24 protein-coding genes and 1 pseudogene are annotated in these 24,547 nt (G+C 71.4%); 17 read left to right on the plus strand and 8 right to left on the minus strand.

Annotated elements, in window-relative coordinates; translation table 11 throughout:
- Positions 1-19 precede the first annotated feature (19 nt).
- Positions 20-1,150 (minus strand): zinc-binding dehydrogenase, encoded by a 1,131-nt coding sequence (locus tag EDF51_RS10900; protein WP_123672438.1) that lies wholly within the window; start codon positions 1,148-1,150, stop codon positions 20-22.
- Between the two features lie 105 nt (positions 1,151-1,255).
- Here EDF51_RS10900 and EDF51_RS10905 point away from each other — a divergent pair, with 105 nt between their 5' ends.
- A complete protein-coding gene (locus EDF51_RS10905; protein WP_134194903.1) occupies positions 1,256-2,068 on the plus strand; it encodes a GolD/DthD family dehydrogenase in 813 nt (270 codons plus the stop codon).
- Between the two features lie 25 nt (positions 2,069-2,093).
- Positions 2,094-3,056 carry a sugar-binding domain-containing protein gene (locus EDF51_RS10910; protein WP_131879444.1) on the plus strand — a complete coding sequence of 321 codons (963 nt, stop codon included), beginning with the start codon at positions 2,094-2,096 and terminating at the stop codon, positions 3,054-3,056.
- A gap of 144 nt (positions 3,057-3,200) precedes the next feature.
- On the opposite strand, the gene EDF51_RS10915 is transcribed toward EDF51_RS10910, so the two are convergent.
- Entirely contained in the window at positions 3,201-3,725 is a 525-nt protein-coding gene (locus tag EDF51_RS10915) for a DinB family protein (RefSeq protein ID WP_134194905.1), read from the minus strand.
- A 210-nt stretch (positions 3,726-3,935) separates the two neighbouring features.
- Between EDF51_RS10915 and EDF51_RS10920 the strand changes: the two genes are divergently transcribed.
- Positions 3,936-5,468 (plus strand): MFS transporter, encoded by a 1,533-nt coding sequence (locus EDF51_RS10920; protein WP_134194907.1) that lies wholly within the window; start codon positions 3,936-3,938, stop codon positions 5,466-5,468.
- 228 nt (positions 5,469-5,696) lie between these two features.
- Here the strand turns inward: EDF51_RS10920 and EDF51_RS10925 are convergent, their stop codons facing one another.
- Positions 5,697-6,725 (minus strand): GTP-binding protein, encoded by a 1,029-nt coding sequence (locus EDF51_RS10925; protein ID WP_133937940.1) that lies wholly within the window; start codon positions 6,723-6,725, stop codon positions 5,697-5,699.
- 57 nt (positions 6,726-6,782) lie between these two features.
- Here EDF51_RS10925 and ykgO point away from each other — a divergent pair, with 57 nt between their 5' ends.
- Positions 6,783-6,905, plus strand: coding sequence for a type B 50S ribosomal protein L36 (gene ykgO / locus EDF51_RS10930; protein WP_022905672.1), 123 nt, complete (start codon positions 6,783-6,785; stop codon positions 6,903-6,905).
- 28 nt (positions 6,906-6,933) lie between these two features.
- Positions 6,934-7,590 carry a histidine phosphatase family protein gene (locus EDF51_RS10935; RefSeq protein WP_131879436.1) on the plus strand — a complete coding sequence of 219 codons (657 nt, stop codon included), beginning with the start codon at positions 6,934-6,936 and terminating at the stop codon, positions 7,588-7,590.
- Between the two features lie 83 nt (positions 7,591-7,673).
- Here EDF51_RS10935 and EDF51_RS10940 read toward each other — a convergent pair whose 3' ends face one another.
- Complete coding sequence (locus tag EDF51_RS10940) at positions 7,674-9,434, minus strand: glycerol-3-phosphate dehydrogenase/oxidase (protein ID WP_134194909.1); 1,761 nt, start codon at positions 9,432-9,434, stop codon at positions 7,674-7,676.
- A 191-nt stretch (positions 9,435-9,625) separates the two neighbouring features.
- On the opposite strand from EDF51_RS10940, the gene EDF51_RS10945 reads away from it, so the two are divergent.
- The 4 genes from EDF51_RS10945 to ald all read left to right on the plus strand — a co-directional run bounded on the left by EDF51_RS10945 (position 9,626) and on the right by ald (position 14,269).
- Entirely contained in the window at positions 9,626-10,588 is a 963-nt protein-coding gene (locus EDF51_RS10945) for a sugar-binding domain-containing protein (protein WP_165901120.1), read from the plus strand.
- A 49-nt stretch (positions 10,589-10,637) separates the two neighbouring features.
- Positions 10,638-11,597 (plus strand): AraC family transcriptional regulator, encoded by a 960-nt coding sequence (locus EDF51_RS10950; RefSeq protein ID WP_131845777.1) that lies wholly within the window; start codon positions 10,638-10,640, stop codon positions 11,595-11,597.
- Between the two features lie 54 nt (positions 11,598-11,651).
- The gene (locus EDF51_RS10955; RefSeq protein WP_134194911.1) at positions 11,652-13,040 is read left to right on the plus strand and encodes an FAD-linked oxidase C-terminal domain-containing protein; all 1,389 of its coding nucleotides are present in this window, start codon (positions 11,652-11,654) and stop codon (positions 13,038-13,040) included.
- Between the two features lie 128 nt (positions 13,041-13,168).
- The gene (ald, locus tag EDF51_RS10960) at positions 13,169-14,269 is read left to right on the plus strand and encodes an alanine dehydrogenase (RefSeq protein WP_134194913.1); all 1,101 of its coding nucleotides are present in this window, start codon (positions 13,169-13,171) and stop codon (positions 14,267-14,269) included.
- A gap of 223 nt (positions 14,270-14,492) precedes the next feature.
- Here ald and EDF51_RS10965 read toward each other — a convergent pair whose 3' ends face one another.
- On the minus strand, positions 14,493-15,266 hold the full coding sequence (locus tag EDF51_RS10965; protein ID WP_134194915.1) for a tryptophan-rich sensory protein: 774 nt from the start codon (positions 15,264-15,266) through the stop codon (positions 14,493-14,495).
- Positions 15,267-15,430: 164 nt separating this feature from the next.
- Between EDF51_RS10965 and EDF51_RS10970 the strand changes: the two genes are divergently transcribed.
- From EDF51_RS10970 to EDF51_RS11000, 7 genes and pseudogenes are all read left to right on the plus strand, one after another.
- The gene (locus EDF51_RS10970; protein ID WP_134194917.1) at positions 15,431-16,414 is read left to right on the plus strand and encodes a magnesium and cobalt transport protein CorA; all 984 of its coding nucleotides are present in this window, start codon (positions 15,431-15,433) and stop codon (positions 16,412-16,414) included.
- 17 nt (positions 16,415-16,431) lie between these two features.
- Positions 16,432-18,546, plus strand: a complete 2,115-nt coding sequence (locus tag EDF51_RS10975) for an alpha-galactosidase (RefSeq protein ID WP_134195088.1) — start codon at positions 16,432-16,434, stop codon at positions 18,544-18,546.
- A gap of 60 nt (positions 18,547-18,606) precedes the next feature.
- Positions 18,607-19,890, plus strand: coding sequence for a chloride channel protein (locus EDF51_RS10980; protein WP_133937934.1), 1,284 nt, complete (start codon positions 18,607-18,609; stop codon positions 19,888-19,890).
- Positions 19,891-19,986: 96 nt separating this feature from the next.
- Positions 19,987-20,199, plus strand: coding sequence for an antitoxin (locus EDF51_RS10985; protein WP_123292323.1), 213 nt, complete (start codon positions 19,987-19,989; stop codon positions 20,197-20,199).
- A gap of 134 nt (positions 20,200-20,333) precedes the next feature.
- Entirely contained in the window at positions 20,334-21,626 is a 1,293-nt protein-coding gene (locus EDF51_RS10990; protein WP_134195090.1) for a SufS family cysteine desulfurase, read from the plus strand.
- Positions 21,623-22,072, plus strand: a complete 450-nt coding sequence (gene sufU, locus EDF51_RS10995) for a Fe-S cluster assembly sulfur transfer protein SufU (protein ID WP_133937932.1) — start codon at positions 21,623-21,625, stop codon at positions 22,070-22,072. The genes EDF51_RS10990 and sufU overlap by 4 nt, the downstream gene beginning before the upstream one ends.
- A gap of 129 nt (positions 22,073-22,201) precedes the next feature.
- A pseudogene (locus tag EDF51_RS11000) lies at positions 22,202-22,675 on the plus strand (GNAT family N-acetyltransferase); the annotation flags it as partial.
- 7 nt (positions 22,676-22,682) lie between these two features.
- Here the strand turns inward: EDF51_RS11000 and EDF51_RS19880 are convergent.
- Together EDF51_RS19880 and EDF51_RS11005 are read right to left on the minus strand one after the other, a co-directional pair.
- Positions 22,683-22,835, minus strand: coding sequence for a hypothetical protein (locus EDF51_RS19880; protein WP_166673533.1), 153 nt, complete (start codon positions 22,833-22,835; stop codon positions 22,683-22,685).
- Between the two features lie 16 nt (positions 22,836-22,851).
- Entirely contained in the window at positions 22,852-23,283 is a 432-nt protein-coding gene (locus EDF51_RS11005) for a GNAT family N-acetyltransferase (protein WP_173169263.1), read from the minus strand.
- A 63-nt stretch (positions 23,284-23,346) separates the two neighbouring features.
- Between EDF51_RS11005 and EDF51_RS11010 the strand changes: the two genes are divergently transcribed.
- On the plus strand, positions 23,347-23,916 hold the full coding sequence (locus tag EDF51_RS11010; protein ID WP_134194921.1) for a phosphoglycerate transporter: 570 nt from the start codon (positions 23,347-23,349) through the stop codon (positions 23,914-23,916).
- A 24-nt stretch (positions 23,917-23,940) separates the two neighbouring features.
- Here EDF51_RS11010 and EDF51_RS11015 read toward each other — a convergent pair whose 3' ends face one another.
- On the minus strand, positions 23,941-24,516 hold the full coding sequence (locus EDF51_RS11015) for a DUF308 domain-containing protein (RefSeq protein WP_165918789.1): 576 nt from the start codon (positions 24,514-24,516) through the stop codon (positions 23,941-23,943).
- Between the last annotated feature and the right edge of the window lie 31 nt (positions 24,517-24,547).

Here is a 24,547-nt window from a genome sequence, read left to right on the forward strand (position 1 = left end):
ACTCCAGGGGTCGGCGGGCTCAGGCCTGCAGGGACGGGAGGATCGAGACCTTGACGCTCGCGCCGGCAGAGTCGCCGACCAGGTCGAGGGCCTCTTGGAACCGCTCGAGCGGGAACTGGTGCGTGCAGATCTCCGACATCGGCAGGGTCTCGGCCTCGAGCAGCTTGATCGCCGCCGGCCAGGTGTGCGGGCCGAGGTGGGCACCCCGGACGTCGAGCTCCTTGTCGTCCGAGATGATCGACCAGTCGACGGAGACGGCGTCCTTGAACACCGAGTACTCGACGAAGGTGCCGAGCTTGCGCAGCAGGTTGAGCCCCTGCGGGACCGCGGACGGGTGGCCGGTCGCCTCGATGTAGACGTCGGCGCCGTACCCGTCGGTCAGTTCCTTGACCCGGGCGACGGCGTCGTCCTCGGCGATGTTGATCGTCAGGTCCGCGCCGACCTTGCGGGCCAGCTCGAGCTTCGCCTCGACCACGTCGAGGGCGATGATCCGGAGCGGGTTCTTCTGTCGAGCACCAGCGATCGCGGAGAGGCCGATCGGTCCGGCGCCGGCGATCACGACCGTGTCGCCGAACTTGATGTCGCCCCGCTCGACGGCGTGGAACGCGCAGGACAGCGGCTCGGCGAACGCGGCGACCTGACCGGGCAGGGCGCTCGACACCGGGTGGGTCAGGGCCTTGGCGGGGACGAGGACGTACTCGGCCATCGCGCCGTCGTAGCCCTTGAAGCCGAACATGTCGTGGACGTTGCACATCCAGTACGCGCCCTCGAGGCAGTAGCGGCACTCCCAGCACGGCACGATCTGCTCGCACGCGATGCGGTCGCCGAGCGAGACCTTCCGCTTCGCCAGGGTGTCGTCGTCGCCGGACACGATCGTCCCGACGAACTCGTGCCCGGGGATGCGGTCCGTCTCGGCCCAGGCGGCGCGGTTCTCGTCACCCCAGAACTTCGCGGCGCCGTGGTAGCACTTCAGGTCGCTCGCGCAGATGCCGACGGCGTCGGTGCGGAGCAGGAGCTCGCCGGGGCCGGGCGTCGGCACGGGGCGTTCCTCGAGCCGGTAGTCGCCCGGGCCGTGGACGACGACGGCTCGCATCGTCGTGGGGATGGTCGTGGTGGCGGTCGTGGCCGCGTTCTCGGTCGTCGTCGACATGCGCTGCTCCTTCGTTGGATGGCTTCGGCGACGACTGTACACCTCGCAGCACGTTTGTCCAGAACACAATTTCTGCTAGGTTCGACCTGACGCAAAGGAGCGAACATGACGACCAGCACCACCACCGACTTCGCCGCGGCCCTGCGCCCGGGCCCGGACACCGTCGACCTGACGAACGACTTCACCGGCCGCACCGCGGTGGTGACCGGCGGCGCCTCCGGCATCGGGAACGCCATCGCCCGGGCACTCGCCGGACGGGGTGCGCGGGTCGCGATCGTCGACGTCCGTGCGGACGGCGCCACGACGGCGGCGGCCGACCTGCCGGCCGCGGGCCTCCATGCCGGGTTCGGCTGCGACGTGACGGACGAGACATCCGTGGCGCGCACCGTCGCCGACGTCGTCGCGCACTTCGGTCGCGTCGACGTGCTCGTCAACTGCGCCGGGATCGCCGCACTCGCTCCGGCGGACGAACTGTCCGCCGAGACCTGGTCGAGGACGATCGACGTCAACCTGACCGGCACCTTCCGCGTCGCCCAGGCCGTCGGCCGGCACATGCTCGCCGCCGGGTACGGGCGCGTGGTGAACATCGCTTCGCAGGCCGCGCACGTCGGCATCGACGGGCACGCCGCCTACTGCGCCTCGAAGGCGGGCGTCATCGGACTCACCCGTGTGCTCGCGCTCGAGTGGGGCGGTCGCGGCGTCACCGTGAACACCGTGTCGCCGACCGTCGTCCTCACCGACCTCGGCCGTGCCGCGTGGGCGAACGAGAACGGCATCCGCCACCAGGACGAGATCCCCACCGGCCGCTTCGCCACCCCGGACGAGATCGCCGCCGCGGTGCTGTTCCTGGCGGGGGAGTCGAGCGCGATGGTGAACGGCGCCGACCTCCGGGTGGACGGCGGGTTCACGATCCGCTGAGGTGTGCCGGGGATACGATCGGCGCATGTCCGCCGAGAACCCTGCCGCCGAGGGTGCCCGGACCCGGTTCCCGCTCGACACCGTGTACCAGGCGGCGCGGATGTACTACCTCGAGGACGCCACCCAGGTCGAGATCGCCTCGCGCCTGGGTGTCTCGCGTCCGACGGTGTCGCGGCTCGTGGCCGAGGCGCGCAAGGCCGGTCTCGTCCGCATCGAGGTCGTCGACCCGTTCCAGGACGAGACCGTCGCGCTCGCCGAACGGCTGCAGGTCGTGCTCGGCATCCGAGCGGTGCACCTGGCCGCCGTCACGCACACCGCCACGCTCGGCGCCGACCTCGCCGCGCCCCTGGCCGCAGCGGTCGAGGGCATGGGACTCGTCCCCGGCGACGCCGTCCTGATGTCGTCGGGCCGCACGGTGTACGACGTCGCACACGCCGGCATGCCGAGCCTGCCCGGCGTGCAGCTCGTCCCGACGGTGGGCGGGCAGGCGGACCCGATGCCGTGGTTCCAGACGAACGAGATCACCCGGACCGCTGCGGAGCACTCCGGAGCGATCCCCGCCTTCCTGTTCGCCCAGGCGCTGCCGTCGCCCGCGATGCGGTCCTCGCTCGACGAGGACCCGGCCTTCCAGCACGTCGTCGGGCTCTGGGGCCGGGCGAAGGGCGCGATCCTCGGCATCGGTGCGCCGACCCCGACGCGCGACGCCCTGGCGCGCGGCGTCCCCGTCGAGGACGCCGCGTTCGACCAGGCCGCCGGTGACGTCTGCCTCAACTTCTACGCCGCGGACGGTTCGCCCATCGAGTTCCCCGGCAGCGACCGGATGGTCCGGACCTCACGCGAGGTCCTGTCCGGTGTGCCGCACGCCGTCGGCGTCGCCGTCGGCAGCGCCAAGGTCGGCAGCATCGTCGGCGCCGTGCGCGGAGGGCTCGTCAACGAGCTGGTGTCGGACGCCGCGACGGCCCGCGCCCTGCTCGACGCGCTCGCCTGAGCGGTCTGCTCGGCGCCTGCAGGCGCGCGTTCCTTCCCAGAACGGGCGCGATGGAAGGCGCTTTCGGGCAAGCCTGGTCGTTTCTTCGTGGCAGGTACGCCCGATTCCGGCAGGTACGCCCGATTCGGGCAGGTACGCCCGAACCTAGTGTGTGCGCCGCACGTCCCAGAGGTGGTGGACGGGGTCGTGCGCGTAGTACGTCGCGAGGCTCGCGACGGTGAAGGTGCTGCCGTCCGACCGCAGCCCCGTGCGCTGGAGCTGGTCGTCACGGACCTCGTCGAACGCCCGCGCTGCCCGGTGTGCGGCCTCGCCGAGCTCCCGGACGACGACGGCCGGGTCCTGCTCGCCGTACTGGTCCTGGACCGCGGTGGCGTCCTGGTCCCAGTTCGGGAACGTCGGGGCGTCCTCGGCGAGCATCAGGGCGAGCCGCTCGGTCATCTTCCGGTGCACGTCGCGCACGTGGGCGCCGTACTCGAGTGCCGACCAGGTGTGGTCGTCGGGACGCTCGCGCACGTCATCCCGGCCGAGTTCGGTCGGCCACGCAGTCGTGTTCGCGTCGATGATCCCCGGCACGTCGCGGATCGACACCGTGGTGCCGTCGTAGCCGCACTCGGGGCAGGTGCCCTCGATGACCCAGGTCCAGCTCTTCGTCTCGGGTTCGATCGCCATGCGCCGATGTTATGTCCTCGTTACTCAGCCTTCCGGATCCGCAGGCGCATGCGGATCGGGCCCTCCCCCCGTTCGGGTGACACGCCGCTGCCTGGGAATCACCGGCCAATGACATTTCGGTCGCTCGGTAACGTCGCTCGCTGTTCCTGAGCCGGTCTCCACCGGCCCGAGCCGGTCCCTGCCGGCTCGTCACGATCCTCGAGGAGAGACATGGGCTCCGATCCCAGCCATACCCCGACCCGGCCGCACCGACGTCTGCGCGAGAGCGACGTCACCGTGGTCGACAAGAGCATGATGCGCCGCGCGGTGAGCGGCATGGTCGTCGGCAACACGATGGAGTGGTATGACGTCGGCGTCTACGGCTACCTGGCGGTCACGATGGGGAAGGTCTTCCTGCCGACCGCCGAGCCCGCCGTGCAGATCCTGTTCAGCCTCGGTGTCTTCGCTGCGACGTACATCGCCCGTCCGCTCGGCGGCATCGTCTTCGGCCGTCTCGGCGACCGCATCGGGCGCCAGAAGGTGCTCGCGACGACGCTCATCATGATGGCGGCGTCGACGTTCCTCATCGGAGCGCTGCCCGCCTACGCGACGGTCGGGGTGTTCGCACCGATCGTGCTGGTCGTGCTGAAGCTGGCGCAGGGGTTCTCCACCGGCGGTGAGTACGCCGGTGCGACGACCTTCGTGACCGAGTACGCCCCGGACCGTCGCCGCGGGTTCTTCGCGAGCATCCTGGACTTCGGCAGCTACCTGGGCTTCGCGCTCGGAGCGACCGTGGTCTCGGTGCTGCAGATCACCCTCGGCGAGGACGCGATGGTCGCCTACGGCTGGCGCTTCCCGTTCCTGGCGGCCGGTGTGATCGGCGTCGTCGCGATCTGGTTCCGTCTGCGCATCGAGGAGTCGCCGGTGTTCCAGGCGACCCAGGCCGCGCAGGAGGCCGCGTCCGAGACCCGCGCGTCCTTCGACGGGGAGCGTCCCGCGAACGTGCTCGTGATGGTCCGAGACCACTGGCGGCCGATCGTCATCGCGATCATGCTCGTCGCGGCGTCGAACACCGTCGGGTACGCCCTGACCTCGTACATGCCGACCTACCTGACCGACTCGCTCGGGTACTCGCCGCTCGACGGCACACTGCTGACGATCCCGGTGCTCCTGCTCCTGGCGGTCATGCTCCCGCTCACCGGCAAGCTGTCCGACAAGCTCGGTCGACGCGTCGTGATGTGGATCGGTGCCGCGACGACCGTGGTGCTCGTCGTGCCGGCGTTCATGCTGATCGGGCACGGTGCGCAGTGGTCCACGCTGGCCGGACTCGGGCTGCTCGCACTGATGACCGCGCTGTGGGTGTCGAACCAGGCGGCGTCGCTGCCGGCGCTGTTCCCGACCTCGACGCGGTACGGCGGCATGGGCTTCGCCTACAACATCGCCATCGCGGTCTTCGGCGGGACCACGCCTCTGATCGTGCAGGCGCTGCTGACCGTGACCGGGGACGAACTCGCCCCGGCGTACTTCTTGATGGCGATGAGCGTGGTCGGTGCGATCGGCGTCTTCTGCATGAAGGAGTCCTCGCGCCGTCCGCTGCCGGGTTCGATGCCGGCAGTGGAGACCGAGGCCGAGGCGAAGGAACTCGTGCTCACGCAGGACACGAACCCGAACCTGGACCTGGGGGACCTGCCGTTCGCCGCGCAGGACGCTGCCGCCCGGGCCGCGGGCGACGCCGCCGAGGCCGAAGCCGTGCCGGCGCGCTGACGCTGGGGGCGCTCGCGACGCGACCACGGGCGGGAGGCGCGGTGCAGGTCCGACCTGCACCGCGCCTCCCGTCTGTGCGTGCGCATGGTGCGACGATCCACGCGTCGATCGACTCGTGTTCTGTCGGAAGATGCGCACGCACCGGATGCGTGCGCATGGTGCGACGATCCACGCGTCGATCGACTCGTGTTCTGTCGGAAGATGCGCACGCACCCGCACGCACCCGCCTCACTCGTGCCGGTGCTCCGACGCCGGGTCCACCGCCGGCCACACGGGGAACGGGTCCGCCCACCCGCGCCACAGGTCCGGCCCGGCCAGCAGCTCCGGCGGCGTGAGCAGCGCCCCGTCGAGGGCACGTTCGATCGCCCGCACGTCGAGCCGCTCGCCGACGAGCCACAGCGCCTGCCCGATCGGGGCGTCGGCGTCCCACGACGGGTTCGCGGTGGGGTCGAGCGCGAGCATCGCCCCGAAGCTCGACCACGAGCCGACGTGGTCCGGGCGTGACGCCAGCCGGAAGAACCCCTTCGAGCGGAGCACCCGGCCCGAGGCCCCGGCGGCCAGGTCTCGCTCGATCACGGTGGCCAGTCGCCCGGGGTGGAACGGCAGCGGCTCCCGGTAGCGCATCGCGACCAAGTCGTCGCGGGCGTCCCGGCCGGTGTCGGCTCCGCTCGACAGGGCGCGCATCCACCCGGCACCCGAGGCCAGGACCCGAGCGGCCCCGCCGTTCGACGCGGGCAGGTCGCGCGCGGTCCGGAGTGCGGGCAGCGCCACGATCACGGCCTGTGGTGCGAGCCGGTGCAGCAGTGCGACCAGTGCGCGACGGCGGCGCAGGGACAGTGGCGCGAGACGGTCGAGCGCGATGACGGTCGCGTACTCGACGAGGGACGCCACCCGGTCGGCGGCCACGAACGCGTCGTCGACGTCCGACCACAGCAGGTGGGCGACGTCGTCGGCGCGCAGCACCCCGACCACGTGTCGGAGCACCCGGTCGTCGCCGGTCTCGCTCCGGGCGGCGTTCGCGAGCATCATGCCCACGGCGCGGGCGTCGGAGCCGGGCTGCAGCGTGACGACGAGGCCGTGGTCGGCGTCGGGGCCGCAGGCGCGGTCGAGGTGGTCAGCCCGCTCGGCGACCGCGCGGGCCGCTGCGAACGCGCTCCCGTCCACGTGCATCCGGTGCCCGGTGGTGATCCGGGCGGCGACGCGGTCGGCGTCGGCCTCGTGGAGGGCGGTGACGAGGGTGATGGCAGCAGCACGCATGTCGGGTACCCTACCTGAAAACCGTTCTCAACAAGAGAGCGCCGACGGAGGAGAACCATGAAGGTCCGCAACTCGCTCAAGGCACTGAAGAAGATCCCGGGCTCGCAGGTCGTCCGTCGCCGCGGCCGGGTCTACGTCATCAACAAGCAGAACCCCCGCTGGAACACCCGCCAGGGCTGACGTCGGCGGTGGTCCGTAGGGTGGATCCATGCGACTGCTGCTCATCCGCCACGGCCAGACCCCCGCGAACGTGAACGGTGTCCTCGACGCCGTGGTGCCCGGACCCGGCCTGACCGAGCTCGGCCAGCAGCAGGCGGATGCCCTGCCGGCAGCCCTGGCCGACCGGGGGATCGAGCGGCTCTTCGCCTCCACCATGGTCCGGACGCAGATCACCGCGGCACCCCTGGCGGCGTCGCTCGGGCTCGAGCCCGTCGTGCTGCCCGGTCTGCGTGAGATCGAGGCCGGGGACACCCAGGGCAAGAGCGACAAGGTGTCCGTGCAGCTGTACATCTCGACGGTGCACGGCTGGTCCGGCGGGGACCGCACGACCCGGATGCCGGGGGCGGAGAGCGGGCTCGAGTTCTTCGAGCGGTACGACGACGCCGTGCGGCAGATCGAGGCCACCGGCGTCGGCGTGGCGGCGGCGGTGAGTCACGGTGCGGCGATCCGTACCTGGGCGAGCGCGGCCGCCGACAACACCCCGGACCACTTCGGCACCAAGCGCCACCTGGAGAACACCGGCATCGTCGAGCTCGAGGGGTCCTTCGCCGACGGCTGGCACCTGGTCGACTGGGAGGGCGAGCCGATCGGTGGTGACCAGCTCATCGACCGCACCGCGCTGGACCCGACCGGCGAGCGCTACTGACGCACGAGAACGCAACCCCATGACGGACGGGAGGCCCGGTACCAGCTGGTACCGGGCCTCCCGTCCGTAGGTGGTCGCGTCGACTACGCGAGCTGCGATGCCGACGCCTGTGCCGTTGCGGACGTCAGCGGCACGATCACGCGGTGCGCCTCGCGCAGCACGTCGAGCGTGCGCTGGACCTCGTCCGCGCGCTCCTCGGGCGTCCAGTCGAGCGCCCCGGCGAGCACGTCGGCCAGCTCGTCGAGCAGATCGATCGTGACACCGCCGACGAACGCGAGGTTCGTGCGGCGCAGCACCACGTCGACCAGGTGGACGGCCTGCTCGTGCTCGGCGAAGTACGCGACCTCGGCGCGGGTGAGCGACGGGTCGGACTCGAGCGCCTCGACGGGGCCGTCGGTCAGGACGTCCACGACCTCGGCGGCACGGGTGCCGTAGCGCTCCAGCAGGCCCTCGACCAGGGACTCGTCCAGGCCGTCACGGTGCGAGGTGATCCACAGGGCGCGCTGCGCGTCGGTGGTGGGGAACTCCTTGCCGCCGCCGATCGCCATGCCGGTGGTGTCGACCTTGCGGGTCATGCCGAGCTTCGTGGTGGCCTCGGTCGACAGGTGTGCCGCGAGGGCACGGAACGTCGTCCACTTGCCGCCGACGAGCGACAGCACGGTCGAATCCGGCAGCCCGGCGATCTGGGTGTCCACGATCCGGTAGTCACGCGACACGAAGCCGGGGGCGGTGTCCTCGTGGCGGGGGAGCGGGCGGATGCCGGAGTAGCTGTAGACGATGTGGTCGCGGGTGACGTCGATCTGCGGGAACACGTGCTTCACGAGCCCGAAGAAGTAGTCGATCTCCTCGTCGGTGGTCGTGACCGGCTTCGCGGGGTCGGCGTCGATGTCGGTCGTGCCGATGAGGACCCGGCCCTTGAGCGGGTAGATGAGGACGATGCGCCCGTCGTCGTTCTCGAAGAACAGCTCGCGGCCCTTGGTGGCCTCGAGCAGCTCGTCGTTCTGGACGACGATGTGGGAGCCCTTCGTGCCGCCCATGAACTTCGTCTCGCCGCCGAACGCCTCGTTCGTCAGGTCGGTCCAGGGGCCGGACGCGTTGATGACGACCTCGGCGGTGAACACGAACTCCTCGCCGGTCTCGCGGTCGCGCAGCAGCACGCCGCCGTCGCGGGTGCCGGCTGCCTCGACGTAGTTCGTCGCGCGGGCGTTCGCGGCGGAGCCGGTCCCGGTGCCTGCGGCGATGCCGTCCTTGAGGACGTCGAGGGCCAGGCGCTCGGGCTCGTGCACGCTCGCGTCGTAGTAGGTGCCCGTGTACTTCAGGTCCTTGTTGAGGGCGGGCATGTCCTCGAGCGCGGCCTTCTTGGTGCGGAAGACGTGCTTCGGGACGGAGCCGCCGTCGCGCGAGAAGGAGTCGTAGATCGTCATGCCGATCTTGATGAGCATCGCGCCGCGCTCCTTGGTGGAGCGCTGCTTGTGCGTCAGCATGCGCAGCGGGGCGTTCATGATGCCGGAGAACGTCGAGAAGATCGGCATCGTGGTCTGCAGCGGCTTGACGTAGTGCGGGGCGATGCGGATGAGCCCGTTGCGCTCCTGGACGCTCTCGCGCACCAGGCGGAACTCGCCGTTCTCGAGGTAGCGGATGCCGCCGTGGATCATGTGGCTCGACGCAGCGGACGCACCGGAGGCGTAGTCGCCGCGCTCGACCAGGGCGACGTCGACGCCCTGCAGCGCGAGGTCGCGGAACGTGGCGATGCCGTTGATGCCGCCGCCGACGACGAGGACCTGCGCGTTCGGGCGCTCGGTGAGGGCGGTCACCGTGTTCCGGGGCTGTGTCTTCTTCGACATGGTTCGTCGCTTCCTTCGTCTGTTCTCGTGGTCAGGATCGATCGTGCGCCGGTTTGGGAGGTCGGGCAACTTGCGTGCACGAACGTGCAGCACACGTGTCGTGCGCTCCGATCCGGGGGCCGGGAGGCGCGACAGGGGTTGCAGAGGCCGTGCACGTCCGTGCATGGTTGCGTTCGACAGATCGGAGCACCATGAGCGATGCGGCTCAGCCCATGCGCACGCAGCAGGCGCTGCGCGCCGCCCACCTGTACTACCTGCAGGACCTGACGATGGACGCCATCGCGGACGAACTCGCGACCTCGCGCTCCTCGGTGTCGCGCCTGCTGAAGTACGCCAGGGACACCGGTCTCGTCGACATCCAGATCCGCTCACCCCTCGACCAGGCGGCCGCGCTGAGCCGCAGCATCCGCTCGCGGTTCGGGGTGCACGCGCACGTCGTGCCGGTGCCGGACCACACGAGCGACGTCGACCGCCTGGAACGGGTCGCCCTGTCCGCCGCCCGGATCCTGACGCAGTACGTCGAGTCGAACATGGTGATCGGGATCTCGTGGGGCTCGACGGTGAGCGCGGTCAGCCGGTACCTCGTGCCGAAGACCACGCACGGGTCGACCATCGTGCAGATCAACGGCGCCGCGAACACCCGGACCACGGGCATCGTCTACGCCTCGGAGATCCTGCGGCGGTTCGGCGAGGCCTACGGTGCGTTCGTGCAGCAGTTCCCTGTGCCTGCGTTCTTCGACGACCCCGCCACGAAGGAGGCGCTGTTCCGTGAGCGCTCGATCCGCCGCGTGCTCGACCTGCACGAGCGGATGGACCTGGTCGTGTTCGGTGTGGGCGCCCCGCAGGCCCCGGTGCCGTCGCACGTGTACTCCGGCGGCTACCTCGACCCCGCGGACCGCGACGAGCTGACGAAGGCCCAGGTCGTCGGGGACGTCTCGACCGTGTTCTACCGGGCCGACGGGTCGTGGCGGGACATCGGCGTGAACGCACGCGCCGGCGGGCCGGACCTGGACACCATCAAGCGCGCTCCGCGTCGGGTCTGCGTCGTCGCGGGCCGGTCGAAGGCCGCGTCGTTGCGGGGTGCGCTGGCGTCCGGGCTCGTCACGGACCTGATCCTGGACGAGAGCGTCGGGCAGGCGATCCTGCAGCCCTGAGTCAGGATGTGACCCGGTTCTGTCGGGGGTGCCGGGTACGTTCTCGGCCATGGTGATCTCGATGGACCGACCGGGCGGCCGGTACTCCCGTCGCGTGGTCGGCACGGACGTCGACCAGGCGCTCGCCTTCTTCGGGCGCGACTACGACTTCCGGGCACCCGTGGTCCGGCGCACCCGCCCCACCGCGCACTGGGACTTCGCCGGCGTCGGCGACGACCGGATGTCGCTGCGGTCGTCGCGGTTCATGGTCGACCTGCGCAGCGAGAGCCAGGTCGACGACGAGTTCCTGGTGGCCTGGATGCGGAGTGGCTCCAGCCGGATCACCTGCGGCGGCGAGACCTGGGCGCTCGAAGCCGGCGTGCCCGTCGTGCTGCCGTTCGCCGAGCCGTACTCCCTGCACCACCGCGACATCGCGCTGAACCTCGTGCACCTGGACCGCGACTTCGTCCGGGCGATCGTCGGCGAGGACGACTTCGCCTTCGAGCCGATGCAGCGCCCGACGGCTGCAGGCACGGCCGCGTGGCAGGACGTGGTCCGGACGCACTCGTCGACGTGGCTCGACGTCGACCACGACCTCGACCCGATCGCGCAGCGCGACATCGCCGAGGCCTTCGCGACCGCTGCGATCCGTGCGTTCCCGCAGCGCGATCGCTGGCGCTCGACCGTGGCCGGCGGCGGTCCGGAGCACGGCCGCGTCCGCCGGGCGCTCGACTTCGTGCACGAGCACGCCCGCGAACCCATCGGCACACCGGAGATCGCCGCGGCGGCGGGGCTCAGCCCGCGCGGGCTGCAGCAGTCCCTGCGACGGCACCTCGACCAGACGCCCGGCGACCTGCTGCGCGAGGTGCGGCTCGACGGTGCGCGGGCGGACCTGCTCGGGGGTGCGCGCGACGAGACCTCGGTCGCCGAGATCGCCCGGTCGTGGGGCTTCGGGCACCTCGGGCGGTTCTCGGCGACGTACCGTGCCCGCTTCGGCGAGCTGCCGAGCGAGTCGCTCCGCACGCGCTGACCGCCGTGGGGGCACCGAGCCGGGGAGTCCACCCGGCGGCGGTAGCGTGACGACATGGACACCGTCGTCACCGCGCTCCGTTCCGCACTGCAGGACCCCGACGGCACCGTCGTCCGGACCGAACCGGGCGTGCTCGACGCCGCGCGGACCGACAAGTCCGGCTGGATCGCACCCGGCGGTCCGGTCGCCGTCGTCGAGGCCCGCACCGTCGAACACGTGCAGGCGACGCTCCGGACCTGCTCGGCCCTGGGCGTCCCCGTCGTCCCACGCGGCGCCGGCACCGGTCTGGCGGGTGGCGCGAACGGCACCGAGGGCACGGTGGTGCTCAGCGTCGCGCGGATGGACCGCATCGTCGAGGTGTCCGTCGAGGACGAACTCGCCGTCGTCGAACCCGGGGTGCTCAACGGTGCGCTGAACGCCGCCGTCGCCGAGCACGGGCTGCGCTTCGCACCGGACCCCGCGAGCGCGGCGATCGCGAGCGTCGGCGGCAACATCGCCACGAATGCCGGTGGTCTGCGGTGCGTGAAGTACGGCGTCACGCGCGAGGCCGTGCTCGGACTCGACGTCGTGCTGGCGGACGGCCGGCTCGTGTCGACCGGCCACCGCACCGTCAAGGGGGTGACCGGCCTCGACCTGACGGCGTTGCTCGTCGGGTCCGAGGGTACGCTCGGTGTCATCGTCGGCGCGACGGTCCGACTCGTGCCCATCCCGGCGGGGGAGCCTGCGACCCTCGGGGCCGTCTACCCGTCCGTGCAGCAGGCCGCCGCGGCGGCAGCGGCCGTGGTGGCGGGAGCGGATCGGCCGTCGACGGTCGAGCTGCTGGACGCCCTCGCCGTCGAGGGGATCGCGGCGTACCTCGGACCCGAGGTGATCGTCGAGACGGTGGGGAGCACTGCGGCGGGCGGGGTCTTCCTGCTCGTGGAGTTCGACGGCCCGGGCGCGACCGAGGCCGCGCTGGGAGCCGTGCCGCGCCTCCAGGCCGAGGGCGGGACCGTGCACCTGGCCGGGTCGGCGGCGGAACGCGAGCGCCTGCTGACGATCCGTCGGTCCTTCCACGCCGCGATGGAGTCGCGAGGCCGGGTGCTCATCGAGGACGTCGCGGTGCCGCGCAGCCGGCTCGCCGAGATGTTCGCCCGCGTGGAGGAGATCGGTCGCGAACACGGTGTCCCGATCCCGACCGTGGCGCACGCCGGCGACGGCAACCTGCACCCGAACTTCGTCTTCGACGGCGACGAGGTGCCGGCTCACGTCTGGGACGCCGCCGATGCGATGTTCCGTGCCGCGATCGAGTTGGGCGGCACCCTGACGGGCGAGCACGGCGTGGGGGTGTTGAAGCGTCGGTGGATCGGTGACGAGCTCGGCGACGACGTGCTCGAGCTGCAGCGGGGGATCCGACGGGTGTTCGACCCGGCAGGCATCCTGAACCCGGGCAAGGTCTTCTGAGTGGCCATCCGCCGAATCTCATCGCACCGATGCGCCGTGCGTCATCAGGATCTTCGGCCGTAACGTCACCGCAACGAATCCGGCGCTGAATGGTGTGGACGAGAGCACCACCCACGAAGGAGTCTGCGATGCGCATCGGCGTCCCCACCGAGATCAAGAACAACGAGTACCGCGTGGCGGCCACCCCGGCGGGTGTCGCCGAACTGGCACTGCACGGCCACCAGGTCCTGGTGCAGGCCGGTGCCGGCACCGGATCGGCGTTCCCCGACGACGAGTACCGCACCGCGGGCGCCGAGATCGTCGACACCGCCGCCGAGGTCTGGGCGCGCGCCGAGCTGATCCTGAAGGTCAAGGAGCCGGTGGCGTCCGAGTACCCGCTCATCCGTCCGGGCCAGGTGCTCTTCACGTACCTGCACCTGGCGGCCGACCGCCCGCTGACCGATGCACTCATCGACTCCGGAGCCACCGCGATCGCCTACGAGACCGTGCAGCTGCCGGACCGCTCGCTGCCCCTGCTGTCGCCGATGTCCGAGGTCGCCGGACGCCTGTCGGCCCAGGTCGGCGCCTACAACCTGATGCGCACGAACGGCGGACGCGGGCTGTTGCTCGGTGGGGTGCCCGGCACGCCGAAGGGCCGCGTCGTCGTGATCGGCGGTGGTGTCGCGGGCGAGCACGCCGCGACGATGGCGCTCGGCATGGGGGCCGACGTGACGGTCTTCGACATCAGTCTGCCCCGCCTGCGCGCGCTCGACGCCCGGTTCGACGGACGCATCACCACGCTGCGGTCGTCGGCGCACGCCATCGCTTCAGAACTCAGAGAGGCCGACCTGGTGATCGGTTCCGTGCTCATCCCCGGGGCGTCCGCGCCGAAGCTCGTCACCGACGCCATGGTCGCGGACATGCGGCCGGGATCAGTGCTCGTCGACATCGCGATCGACCAGGGCGGCTGCTTCGAGGGCTCGCACCCGACCACCCACGACGACCCGACGTTCGCGGTGCACGACACCGTGTACTACTGCGTGGCGAACATGCCCGGTGCCGTCCCGCGGACGAGCACGATCTCGCTGACGAACGCGACGCTGCCGTACGCCGTCGCGATCGCCGACCGCGGGCGGGAGGCAGCGCTGGCCGCTGACCCGTCGCTCGCCCTCGGCCTGAACGTGCACGCCGGCCAGGTCACGAACGAGGCCGTGGCGGCCGCGCACGGGCTCGTGGCGTCCGCGCGGTAGGCCCCGGCCCCCGGCCCCCGGCCCGCGGCCCCCGGCCCCCGGCCCCCGGCCCGCGAAAGCGACAGTCTGCCGCGGAACATCCGCGGCAGACTGTCGCTTTGGCGGCACGGACCGGATCGGCGCCGCGAGAAGTGTCGGTTTGCCGGGACAGACCGGGACAGACCGGGACAGACCGCGACGCACCGTGGCGCCCCGCCCCGCCCCGCCCCGCCCCGGCCCGCTGTCACGCCGTGCGCGCCGCCAAGCCACGCGCGCCGGACCAACCCGCACGCGCCCGCACGGCGACCGTCACCACGACGACCGCGGCGGCTGCGACCACCGCGGCCACAGCGGTCGGCGTCGACACCAGCGGACCGTCGAGCCGCGCGACCGCCACCCACGCCAGACCCCAGGCCAGGGAGAGCATCGGCGCCAGGCGACCCCGACCCCACACCGCCAGCAGCAGCCCGACGAGCCCGGCCACCGCTGCGACGAGCACACCCCAGACGTCCTGCCCGAGGTCGAAGCCCCGGAAGCCCGCTGCCGTCGCGACGCACACCCACCCGAGGTAGAGGCCGAAGGTGCCGTCGGTGACGATCGCCTCGACCACGCCGGAGGGCTTCGTCCGCCGCAGGATCGTGAACGTCCAGACCAACACCGCGAGCAGGGCCACGATGATCGGCTCGCTCGCCCACAGGAACCCGAACTGCACCGACAGGATCCACGCCGCGTTGAGCAGCAGCGACAGGATCGCCGGCACCGCCAGCTTCGCGTGCCGGTCATCGTCCGACGTGCGGAAGAGCTGGCGGATGGCGTAGGCGATGAGGCCGACGTAGACGACGCTCCAGATCGAGAACGCCGGGCCGTCCGGTGCGATGGCGGTCGACGACGCCGACAGTGCTCCGCCGGCAGCGTCCTGGATCGGCGTCCCGCCGGCGGCGCCGGACCCGACGAACGCGCCGACCACCGCGACGACGGCACTCACGGCGACTGCGATGCGCTTCCAGATCCTCTTCATGACCGTTCCCTTCGTCAGCATGCTGATGACCTGCACCGTAGGCGGGCGGTCCTGTCGGGCGCGCAGCGTGCGTTCAGCCTGTGGGGGACGGCGGACTGGAGGCCCGTGGCGGGCCCGCCACGGGCCTCCCGTCCGAAAGCCGGTCACCTGCGTACGGTGGTCGCGTGAGCGTCGAGATGAACACCGTGTACGTCGACCGGATCGCCCCGATGGCGAGTCCGTCGCTGGACGACACCTTCCGGATGCTCGACGAGCAGGGCGCGAGCGCGTGCATCGTGCTGTACCAACCGGACGCGCAGGAGCTCGGCGACGTCGCGGTCGCCCTCGGCCTGCACGAGCTCGCGGTCGAGGACTCCGCCGAGGGGCATCAGCGACCGAAGCTCGAGCGGTACGGCTCGACGCTCTTCGTGGTCCTCAAGCCCGCGCTCTACAACGACGGGCAGGAAGAGGTGGCGTTCGGCGAGGTGCACGCCTTCGTCGGAGAGGACTTCTTCCTCGTCGTGGTGAAGGCCGACCCGCGCGGCAAGCCGACCGTGCCGCGAGCGCTGCAGCGGATGAGCGGCAAGCCCGGCCTGGTGACGGTCGGACCGCAGGCGCAGCTCTGGGCGCTCATGGACACGATCGTCGACGGCTACGTGCCGGTGATCGACGGGCTGGAAGAGGACATCAACCAGATCGAGGACCAGCTGTTCGCGGGCGAGGCCGGGGTCTCGCGGCGCATCTACGAACTGTTCGGCGAGGTCGTCGACTTCCAGCGTGCGGCCCGCCCGCTCATCCACATCATCGAGAACCTGCACCGCGGCGCCGAGAAGTACCACCTGCCGATCGAGATGCAGCGCCGGTTCCGCGACGTCCTCGACCACGCCATCCGCACGGTGGAGCGGTTGGACACGTTCCGGCAGCTGCTGCAGAACGCCCTGACGGTCGACTCGACCCTGGCTGCGCAGAAGCAGAACGACGACATGAAGCGGATCTCCGGCTGGGCGGCGATCCTGTTCGCCCCGACGCTCATCGCCGCCATCTACGGGATGAACTTCACGCACATGCCCGAACTCGGCTGGACCTGGGGGTACCCGCTGTCGATCGTCGCGATGGTCCTGTTCGCCGCGATCCTGTGGGTCGTGTTCAAGGTCAAGCGCTGGTTCTGAGGAAGACTGGGGCGGTGATCCCGCACGACGACCTCGTCCACCTGACCGCCGGGGGCGTCTCCCTCGTCCTCGACTGCCGTGACCACGCGCTGCCCGCGGTGGTGCACTGGGGAGCAGCCCTCGGGCCACTCGACGACGACGCGCTCGTCGCACTCGCCGACGCGGACGTCGCCCCCGTGGCCCAGAACGAGATGGACGACCCCGTCCGTGTCGCCGTGCTGCCCGAGCCGAACCGCGGGTGGAGCGGACGACCCGGCCTGGCCGGACACCGCGACGGCCACGACTGGTCGCCGGCGTTCACCGTGCGGTCGCTCGACGTGACCGACACGACCGTCAGGGCCGAGGCTGCCGACGACACCGCGGGGCTCGCGGTCCGCGTGACGATCGAGGTGCTCGGCTCCGGACTCGTCCGTGCCCGGGCTGCCGTCACGAACACCGCCGACGGCGTCTACACGGTGGACGACCTGACGGTGGCGATGCCGATCCCGTCCGGTGCGCGCGAGGTCCTGGACTTCGCCGGTCGGTGGGGCAAGGAACGCACCCCGCAGCGCCGCGAACTCGTCGTCGGCACCCACCAGCGTGAGAGCCGGAAGGGCCGGACCGGTGCCGACGCCGCGACCGTCCTGACGGTGGGGGAGCCCGGCTTCGGCTTCGCCCGCGGTCAGGTGTGGGGCGTGCACACCGGGTGGAGCGGGAACCACCGGCACCACGCCGAACGCCTGTCGACCGGGCGCCAGGTGATCGGCGGCGGCGAACTGCTGCTGCCGGGCGAGGTCCGGCTCGGCACGGGCGAGACGTACGAGGGGCCGTGGGTGTGGTTCGCCCACGGTGACGGGCTCGACGAGCAGGCCCGACGCTTCCACCAGTGGCTCCGGAGCCGGCCGCAGCACCCGACGACGCCGCGGCCGATGACGATCAACGTCTGGGAGGCCGTGTACTTCGACCACGACCTCGCCCGGCTGACCGACCTGGCGGAGCGCGCCGCGGCCCTCGGGGTCGAGCGGTACGTGCTCGACGACGGGTGGTTCCGCGGCCGCCGGAACGACCACCTCGGGCTCGGCGACTGGTACGTCGACGAGGACGTCTGGCCCGACGGGCTCGGGCCGATCGTGGACCGTGTCCGGGCGCTCGGCATGGAGTTCGGCCTGTGGTTCGAACCCGAGATGGTGAACGAGGACAGCGACCTCGCCCGCGCCCACCCGGAGTGGATCATGCAGGCGGACGGCCGACTGCCGATGCGGTCCCGCGACCAGCAGGTGCTCGACCTGGCGATCCCCGAGGCGTACGAGTACGTGCTCGAACGGATGACGGCGATCATCGGCGAGTACGGCATCGAGTACGTCAAGTGGGACCACAACCGCGACCTGGTCGAGGCGGGGTTCCCCGGTGGCGGCGCGGCGGTGCACGAGCAGACCCTGGCGACGTACCGGCTGATGGCGACCCTGAAGGAACGCTTCCCGACGCTCGAGATCGAGTCGTGCGCGTCGGGCGGCGCCCGGGTCGACCTCGGCGTGATCGAGCACACCGACCGCGTCTGGGTGTCCGACGACATCGACCCCCTCGAGCGGCAGCAGATGCACCGGTGGACGCAGCAGCTCCTGCCCCCGGAACTCCTCGGCGCGCACATCGCGAGCGGCAGGAACCACTCGACGGGCCGCGTGCACGACCTGGCCTTCCGGGCCGGCACCGCGCTCGTCGGGCACCTGGGCATCGAGTGGGACCTCACCGAGGCGACGGCGGAGGAGTCGGCGTCGCTGGCCGAGTGGATCGCGCTGTACAAGGAGCTGCGCGGGCTGCTGCACGGCGGCGACCTGGTGCGGATGGACGAGGTCGACGACTCCCGGCTCGTGTACGGCACGGTCACGCCGGACCGGCAGCAGGCCGTCTTCTTCCTGGCGAGCATCGGGCGGTCCGAGGTGTCCGGCACCGGTCGGGTCACCTTCCGCGACCTCGACCCGGACGTCTCGTACCGCGTCGACCCGATCGTGGTCGGCGACGGGCACGGGATCGTCCGGCCGGACTGGTGGAGCGGCGCACGGGTGTTCAGCGGTCGGGTGCTCGGCACGGTCGGCCTGCACCCGCCGCTCATGCCCGCCGACTGCGTGGTCCCGTTCCGGCTGACGGCCGTCTGACGACAGGCGGGATGACCGGGAGGCCCGGTGCCGGTGATCGGAGCCGCTAGGGTTTTCGACATGCCGCGCTCCGGACACGCGACCCCCGTCTGGGCGCTCAAGCTCGCCGTCGTCACCGCCCTGGTGGGCATCTCCGGCGGCATCGCCGGCATCGCCGTGTGGCTCGCGCTGCAGCTCATCCAGTTCGTGGCCTTCGGGTACGGCTTCGGTGGGCACCTCGAGGCGGCAGACGCCCCGTCGGCGCTGAACCGGTTCCTCGCGCTCGTGGCCGCCGGTGTCCTGACGGGCTTCGCCTGGTGGGCGCTCCGGCGCTGGGGGCGCCCGATCGTGTCGGTCACCGCGGCGGTCGGCGGCAAGCGGATGCCCGCACTCGCGACCCTGGCGAACGCCGGCGTGCAGATCCTGGCGGTCGGGCTCGGCGCCTCGATCGGCAAGGAGGTCGCCCCGCGCGAGGTCGGCGCCTGGCTCTCGCAACTGGTCACCCGTCGTGCCGGTCTCACCCCGCGCGAGACGAAGATCCTGGTCGCCTGCGGAGCGGCAGCGGGTCTCGCCGCGGTGTACGACGTCCCGCTCGGCGGTGCGCTGTTCGCCGTCGAGGTCCTGCTCGGCGAGATCAGCTTCGCCACCGCCCTGCCCGCGTTCGCCACGAGTGCCGTCGCCGCGTTCGTCGCCCGGCTCGTGATCCCGGACGAGGTGCTCTACCACGTGCCGGCGATGCACATGTCGCCGTCGCTGCTCGTCTGGGCGATCGTCGTCGGGCCCGTCCTCGGCCTGGCGGGCGTCGGGTTCGTGAAGCTCACCAACCGGCTGCAGGGCATCGCGCCCAAGGGCTGGCACCTGCTCGTCGTGCTGCCGGTGGTGTTCGCGATGGTCGGGCTCATCGCGGTGCCGTTCCCCGAGATCCTCGGCAACGGGCGGGCGCTGGGCCTCGTCGCCATGAACGCCTCGCTCGACGACGACACCGTCGCCGGCCTGGCGCCGATCGTGCTGCTCCTGCTGCTCGGCGTCGTCCGGACGATCACCACGTCGGCCACGATCGGTGCCGGCGCGGTCGGCGGCACCCTGACACCATCGATCGCGATCGGTTCGGCGATCGGCGGCGGCCTCGGGGGCGCGTGGCTCCTGCTCTGGCCGGCTGACGGCCCGGGCCTGGCGGCCTTCGCGTTCGTCGGCGCCGCGGCGTTCCTGGCGACCACGATGCGGGCCCCGTTCACGGCGCTCGTCCTGGTGGTCGAGTTCACGCAGGAGGGCACCGACATCCTCATCCCGTCGCTGCTCGCGGTGTCCGGGGCGGTCGCGGTCGGGTACGTCCTGGCACGTCGACGCAGCGCCCAGATGGTGTGAACACTTCGTCACGTTCCGGGACAGAGGACGGTTCTGCGGCCTACGATCTGCGGCATGACGGAGCGACGGGCTCCGCACCGAGCTGAGGAGCAGGCCATGGCGGGGTTCGACGACATCACGAAGAAGGCCCAGGACTTCCTGAAGGACAACAAGGTCCAGGACGCCCTGAAGAGCGAGAAGGCCGAGGACATCAGCGACAAGGTCCTCGGGGGCGTCGCCGACGCGGTCAAGAAGGCCACCGGCGGCAAGTACGACGACAAGATCGACGGTGCCCGCGACGCTGCGGACAAGAAGATCGGCAACGAGTAGCCCCACCGTGCGACGGCCCAGGACCCGGCGTGGTCCTGGGCCGTTCCCGCGCCGACTGGACGCCGTCGGGAACAACGGCCACCATTGACGGGTTGCTCCGGACAGCAACACCAGGAGGACGAGACGTGACAGTCGTGGCGCCGAACCAGCCGCTCACCGAGGCCGAGGTCGAGACGATCAAGTCGGACTTCCCGATCCTCGCGCAGGACGTGAACGGGCAACCGTTGGCGTACCTGGACTCCGGGGCGACGGCGGAACGCCCGACCCAGGTCCTCGACGCCGAACGCCGGTTCCTCGAGCACGACAACGCCGCCGTGCACCGCGGCGCGCACACGCTCGCGGGCCTGAGCACCGATGCCTACGAGGACGCCCGCGCCACCGTCGCCGACTTCATCGGCGCTGCCGGTCCGAGCGAGGTCGTCTGGACCGCGAACGCCACCGACGCCCTCAACCTCGTCGCCTACGGCATCGCGAACGCCAGCCGTGGCCGCGGCGGGGTCGACGCCGCTCGCTTCCGCATCGGACCGGGCGACGAGATCCTGGTCACCGAGGCCGAGCACCACGCGAACCTCGTGCCGTGGCAGGAACTCGCCGCGCTGACCGGTGCGACGCTCCGCTGGGTCCCGGTCGCCGACGACGGCACCTGGACCGCCGAGGACGCCGCGGCCCTGATCACCGACCACACCAAGGTCGTCGCGTTCGCGCACGTCTCGAACGTCACCGGCATGGTCGCCCCCGTCGAGCAGATCGTCGGTCTCGCCCACGCCCGTGGCGCACTGGTCGTCCTCGACGCCTGCCAGTCCGCGCCGCACCGGCCGCTCGACGTGCAGGAGCTCGGCGTCGACTTCGCCGCGTTCTCCGGGCACAAGATGCTCGGCCCGAACGGCATCGGCGTGCTCTGGGGCCGCAGCGAGCTGTTGAACGCGCTGCCCCCGTTCCGTACCGGTGGGTCCATGATCACCACCGTGACCATGGAGGCGTCGGAGTTCATGCCGGCACCCGAGCGGTTCGAGGCCGGCACGCAGCCCGTCTCGCAGGCCGTCGCCCTGGCCGAGGCCGTCCGCTACCTGCAGGGCATCGGCATGGAGCGTGTCCGCGCGCACGAGGAGCACCTCGCCCGGCGCATGCTCGACGGCCTGGCCGCCGTCCCCGGCATCCGCGTCGTCGGTCCGCCGGTCGGCGTCCCGCGATCGGGCCTGGTGTCGTTCGACGTCGACGGCGTGCACGCCCACGACGTGTCGCAGTACCTCGACGCGCAGGGCATCGCCGTCCGCTCGGGGCACCACTGCGCCCAACCCCTGCACCGCCGCCTCGGCCTGGTCGCCACCAGCCGCGCGAGCACCTACGTCTACACGACCGAGCACGACGTCGACCGGTTCATCGCGGCCGTCGGCGAGGTCCGTGGCTACTTCGGAGCGACCGCGTGAACGCCCTCGACAGCCTGTACCAGCAGGTCATCCTCGACCACGCGAAGGCCCGGCACGGCGACGGCGACCTGCCCGACGCCGACGCCTCGCACTTCGAGCGCAACCCCACGTGCGGCGACGAGATCACCGTCCGCATCCGCCTCGAACCGGGCACCGACCGCATCGCCAGTCTCGCCTGGCAGGGCGACGGCTGCTCGATCTCGATGGCCTCGGCATCGGTCCTCACCGACATGGCCGTGGGCCGCACGGTCCCGGAGCTCCTCGCACTGACCGACGAGTTCCGCACGATGATGCGCTCCCGCGGCATCGGCGAGCCCGACGAGGACGTCCTCGAGGACCTCATCGCCTTCCACGGCGTCTCGAAGTTCGTCATGCGGGTCAAGTGCGGCATGCTCGCCTGGGTCGCGGCGGAAGCCGCTGCGCGTGAGGCGACGGCGTCCCGCTGAGCCGGGTGCGGCTCGCGATCGCGACCACGTGACGGCCAGGAGGCCCGGTGCGGGGCCGCCACGCGCCTCCCGTCCGCAGCTGGTCGCCGACCGGGCCCCGAACGGCTTGAACGGTGTGCCTGTCGGAGGGGCGCGATGATCTTCGAGACGGAGCGAACCGGCCCAGGCCGGGCCGACGCGATCGTACGGGACTACCTGACCGAGGTCGCGTCGCGGTGGTACGGGCGAGCGGCGACGCCGGCCGAGGTCGACCGCGCGATGCTCGACGAGCCCTTCGACGACCTGCAAGGGGACTCCGGGCTGTTCGTCGTCGCCTCGGACGGGGGAGCGGTGGTCGGGTGTGCCGGCGTGCGTTTCGTGGGTGTCGTCGGTGAGCTGACGAAGGTGTTCACGCTGCCGGATCGCCGCGGTCGGGGTGTCGGTTCGGCACTCCTGCGACACGTCGAGGGGGTCTGCCGGGCGCGCGGGATCACGTCGCTGCGGCTCGACACCCGGGCCGAGCTCGCCGAGGCCTGCGCGCTCTACGAACGGCTCGGCTTCGTGCAGGTCGCGCCGTTCAACGACGAACCGTACTCCGACCGCTGCTACGCGAAGGCGCTGTAGGCCCGGCTCAGGGGCGGTACTCGTCCCGCGGCTTCGTGGATCGGGTAGGTGGCTGGGCCGGGGCGGTGGCACCGCCGGAACCGATGGCGCTCAGTACGGCGGCCAGGTACTGCAGCGTGGTCAGCATCACCCGGCCGATGGATCGCAGGACGTGGCTCATGCGTCGAACCTACCGTTCAGACGTGACGATGCGTCATGAAGACGTCGACGTCGTCCTCGGTGTCCACGACGAAACCGTGCCGTTCGTAGAGCCGGCGTGCGGGGCTTCCCTGCAACACGTTGAGTCGGGTTGCGCCCGTGTGGGAGTCGGACAGGACGGTCCGGAGCACTGTGGACCCGATGCCGCGCCCCTGGATGTCCGGCGCGAGGTAGAAGTGCTCGACCCAGCGGGTGTCGTCGTCGATTCGTGTGGCGATCGAGCCGACATCGCGGCCGTCGACCACGACGACACGGGTGTGCTCGGGCGCGAAGGCATCACGCATCCGCCCGCGGACCCGGACCGCGTCGAAGCGGCCGAGACGCTCCAGGTCGGCACGGAGGACCTGTGCACGCAGCTCGACGAGCCACTCGATGTCCTCGGGGATGCTGTTCCGCAGTGTGACGTCCACCCGTCGAGCCTAGGAGTCGTCGGCGTGGATCCCGTGCTGGTGATCGGCTCGTACCCTGGTCCGATGGATCAGGACGGTGTCATCGACCTCGTGGCGGCACGCCGCGCCTCGGCCGGGCACCCCATCGTCGTCGGCATCTCGGGGTACTGCGGCTCCGGGAAGTCCACGCTGGCGTGCAGTCTGGCCGGGACGGTGCCGGGCGCGGTGCGGATCCGTGGAGACGACTTCCTCGATCCGGAGCGGTCCCACCGGCGGTCGGGTGACTGGGACGGTGTCGATCGGGAGCGTCTGACGTCGTCCGTCCTCGAACCGCACCGGACGGGGCGAGCGAGCACGTTCCAGCGGTTCGACTGGTCGGTCCGGGCACTCGGTCCCGCGGAGCCACTGCCGACGACGGACGTCGTGGTCGTCGACCTCATCGGCCTCTTCCACCCCGACGCGATGCCGCACATCGACCTGGCGGTCTGGTGCGACGTGGACCTCCACACCGCCGCACGTCGCGGCATGGCCCGCGACCGCCAGCTCGGACGTGACCACGACGACCTGTGGCAGGACGTGTGGATCCCCAACGAACGCGACTTTGAAGCGCAGTTCGCCCCGAGGGACGCTGCCGACGTCGTCTTCGACGGGTGACGAACCCCCGCACAGAGGCCGTGGTCAGGCCGCTCGACCGGCGGTCGTGGCGGACCGGTCAGCGCGTCCGACGGTGACCCCGAGGGCGATCTGCACGATGCCGAACAGGATCAGGAAGCCCGCGATGGCGACGACGGCCAGCGCTGCCCCGATGGACGGCAGGTTGATGACGAGCACGCCGATGACGATGCTGAGCACCGCGGCACCGATCGTCAGGGCACGGTTCGTCGGTGTCGGGGCGTAGAGCAGGGTGATGCCCTCGACCAGCCAGGCGAAGCCGATCACGAACGCGATCCACCGCACCCCGACCGGCGGGGCGACGAGCGCCACGATGCCCCCGGCGAGGATCAGTGCGCCGAGGACGACCAAGCCGATGCGGCGGCCGGTGCCGATCCCGCGGGCGAACGCACGGACGATCATCGACAGGCCGGACACCAGCAGGTAGATGCCGAACACCCACGCGACCGCGAACAGCGTCGCGTGCGGGAGCACGAGTGAGGCGACACCGACGAGGACCGCCACGATGCCAACGATCAGCAGCGCGGTCCGTAGTCGTCGATCCCCGCCGACGTCGGTGACGACGTCGTCCTGCAGCGCCATGGTGTCCGCCCTTCCCTGAGAGGATCTGGTC

Origin of the sequence: Curtobacterium sp. PhB25 (assembly GCF_004365375.1) — a bacterium.
Lineage (GTDB): Bacteria > Actinomycetota > Actinomycetes > Actinomycetales > Microbacteriaceae > Curtobacterium.

Excerpts from the sequence above, each read along its gene's own strand:
- EDF51_RS10900 (WP_123672438.1), bottom strand. The coding sequence starts at position 1,150 with ATGTCGACGACGACCGAGAACGCGGCCACGACCGCCACCACGACCATC.
- EDF51_RS10905 (WP_134194903.1), top strand. The coding sequence starts at position 1,256 with ATGACGACCAGCACCACCACCGACTTCGCCGCGGCCCTGCGCCCGGGC.
- EDF51_RS10910 (WP_131879444.1), top strand. The coding sequence starts at position 2,094 with ATGTCCGCCGAGAACCCTGCCGCCGAGGGTGCCCGGACCCGGTTCCCG.
- EDF51_RS10915 (WP_134194905.1), bottom strand. The coding sequence starts at position 3,725 with ATGGCGATCGAACCCGAGACGAAGAGCTGGACCTGGGTCATCGAGGGC.
- EDF51_RS10920 (WP_134194907.1), top strand. The coding sequence starts at position 3,936 with ATGGGCTCCGATCCCAGCCATACCCCGACCCGGCCGCACCGACGTCTG.
- EDF51_RS10925 (WP_133937940.1), bottom strand. The coding sequence starts at position 6,725 with ATGCGTGCTGCTGCCATCACCCTCGTCACCGCCCTCCACGAGGCCGAC.
- ykgO (WP_022905672.1), top strand. The coding sequence starts at position 6,783 with ATGAAGGTCCGCAACTCGCTCAAGGCACTGAAGAAGATCCCGGGCTCG.
- EDF51_RS10935 (WP_131879436.1), top strand. The coding sequence starts at position 6,934 with ATGCGACTGCTGCTCATCCGCCACGGCCAGACCCCCGCGAACGTGAAC.
- EDF51_RS10940 (WP_134194909.1), bottom strand. The coding sequence starts at position 9,434 with ATGTCGAAGAAGACACAGCCCCGGAACACGGTGACCGCCCTCACCGAG.
- EDF51_RS10945 (WP_165901120.1), top strand. The coding sequence starts at position 9,626 with ATGAGCGATGCGGCTCAGCCCATGCGCACGCAGCAGGCGCTGCGCGCC.
- EDF51_RS10950 (WP_131845777.1), top strand. The coding sequence starts at position 10,638 with ATGGTGATCTCGATGGACCGACCGGGCGGCCGGTACTCCCGTCGCGTG.
- EDF51_RS10955 (WP_134194911.1), top strand. The coding sequence starts at position 11,652 with ATGGACACCGTCGTCACCGCGCTCCGTTCCGCACTGCAGGACCCCGAC.
- ald (WP_134194913.1), top strand. The coding sequence starts at position 13,169 with ATGCGCATCGGCGTCCCCACCGAGATCAAGAACAACGAGTACCGCGTG.
- EDF51_RS10965 (WP_134194915.1), bottom strand. The coding sequence starts at position 15,266 with ATGAAGAGGATCTGGAAGCGCATCGCAGTCGCCGTGAGTGCCGTCGTC.
- EDF51_RS10980 (WP_133937934.1), top strand. The coding sequence starts at position 18,607 with ATGCCGCGCTCCGGACACGCGACCCCCGTCTGGGCGCTCAAGCTCGCC.
- EDF51_RS10985 (WP_123292323.1), top strand. The coding sequence starts at position 19,987 with ATGGCGGGGTTCGACGACATCACGAAGAAGGCCCAGGACTTCCTGAAG.
- EDF51_RS19880 (WP_166673533.1), bottom strand. The coding sequence starts at position 22,835 with ATGAGCCACGTCCTGCGATCCATCGGCCGGGTGATGCTGACCACGCTG.
- EDF51_RS11010 (WP_134194921.1), top strand. The coding sequence starts at position 23,347 with ATGGATCAGGACGGTGTCATCGACCTCGTGGCGGCACGCCGCGCCTCG.
- EDF51_RS11015 (WP_165918789.1), bottom strand. The coding sequence starts at position 24,516 with ATGGCGCTGCAGGACGACGTCGTCACCGACGTCGGCGGGGATCGACGA.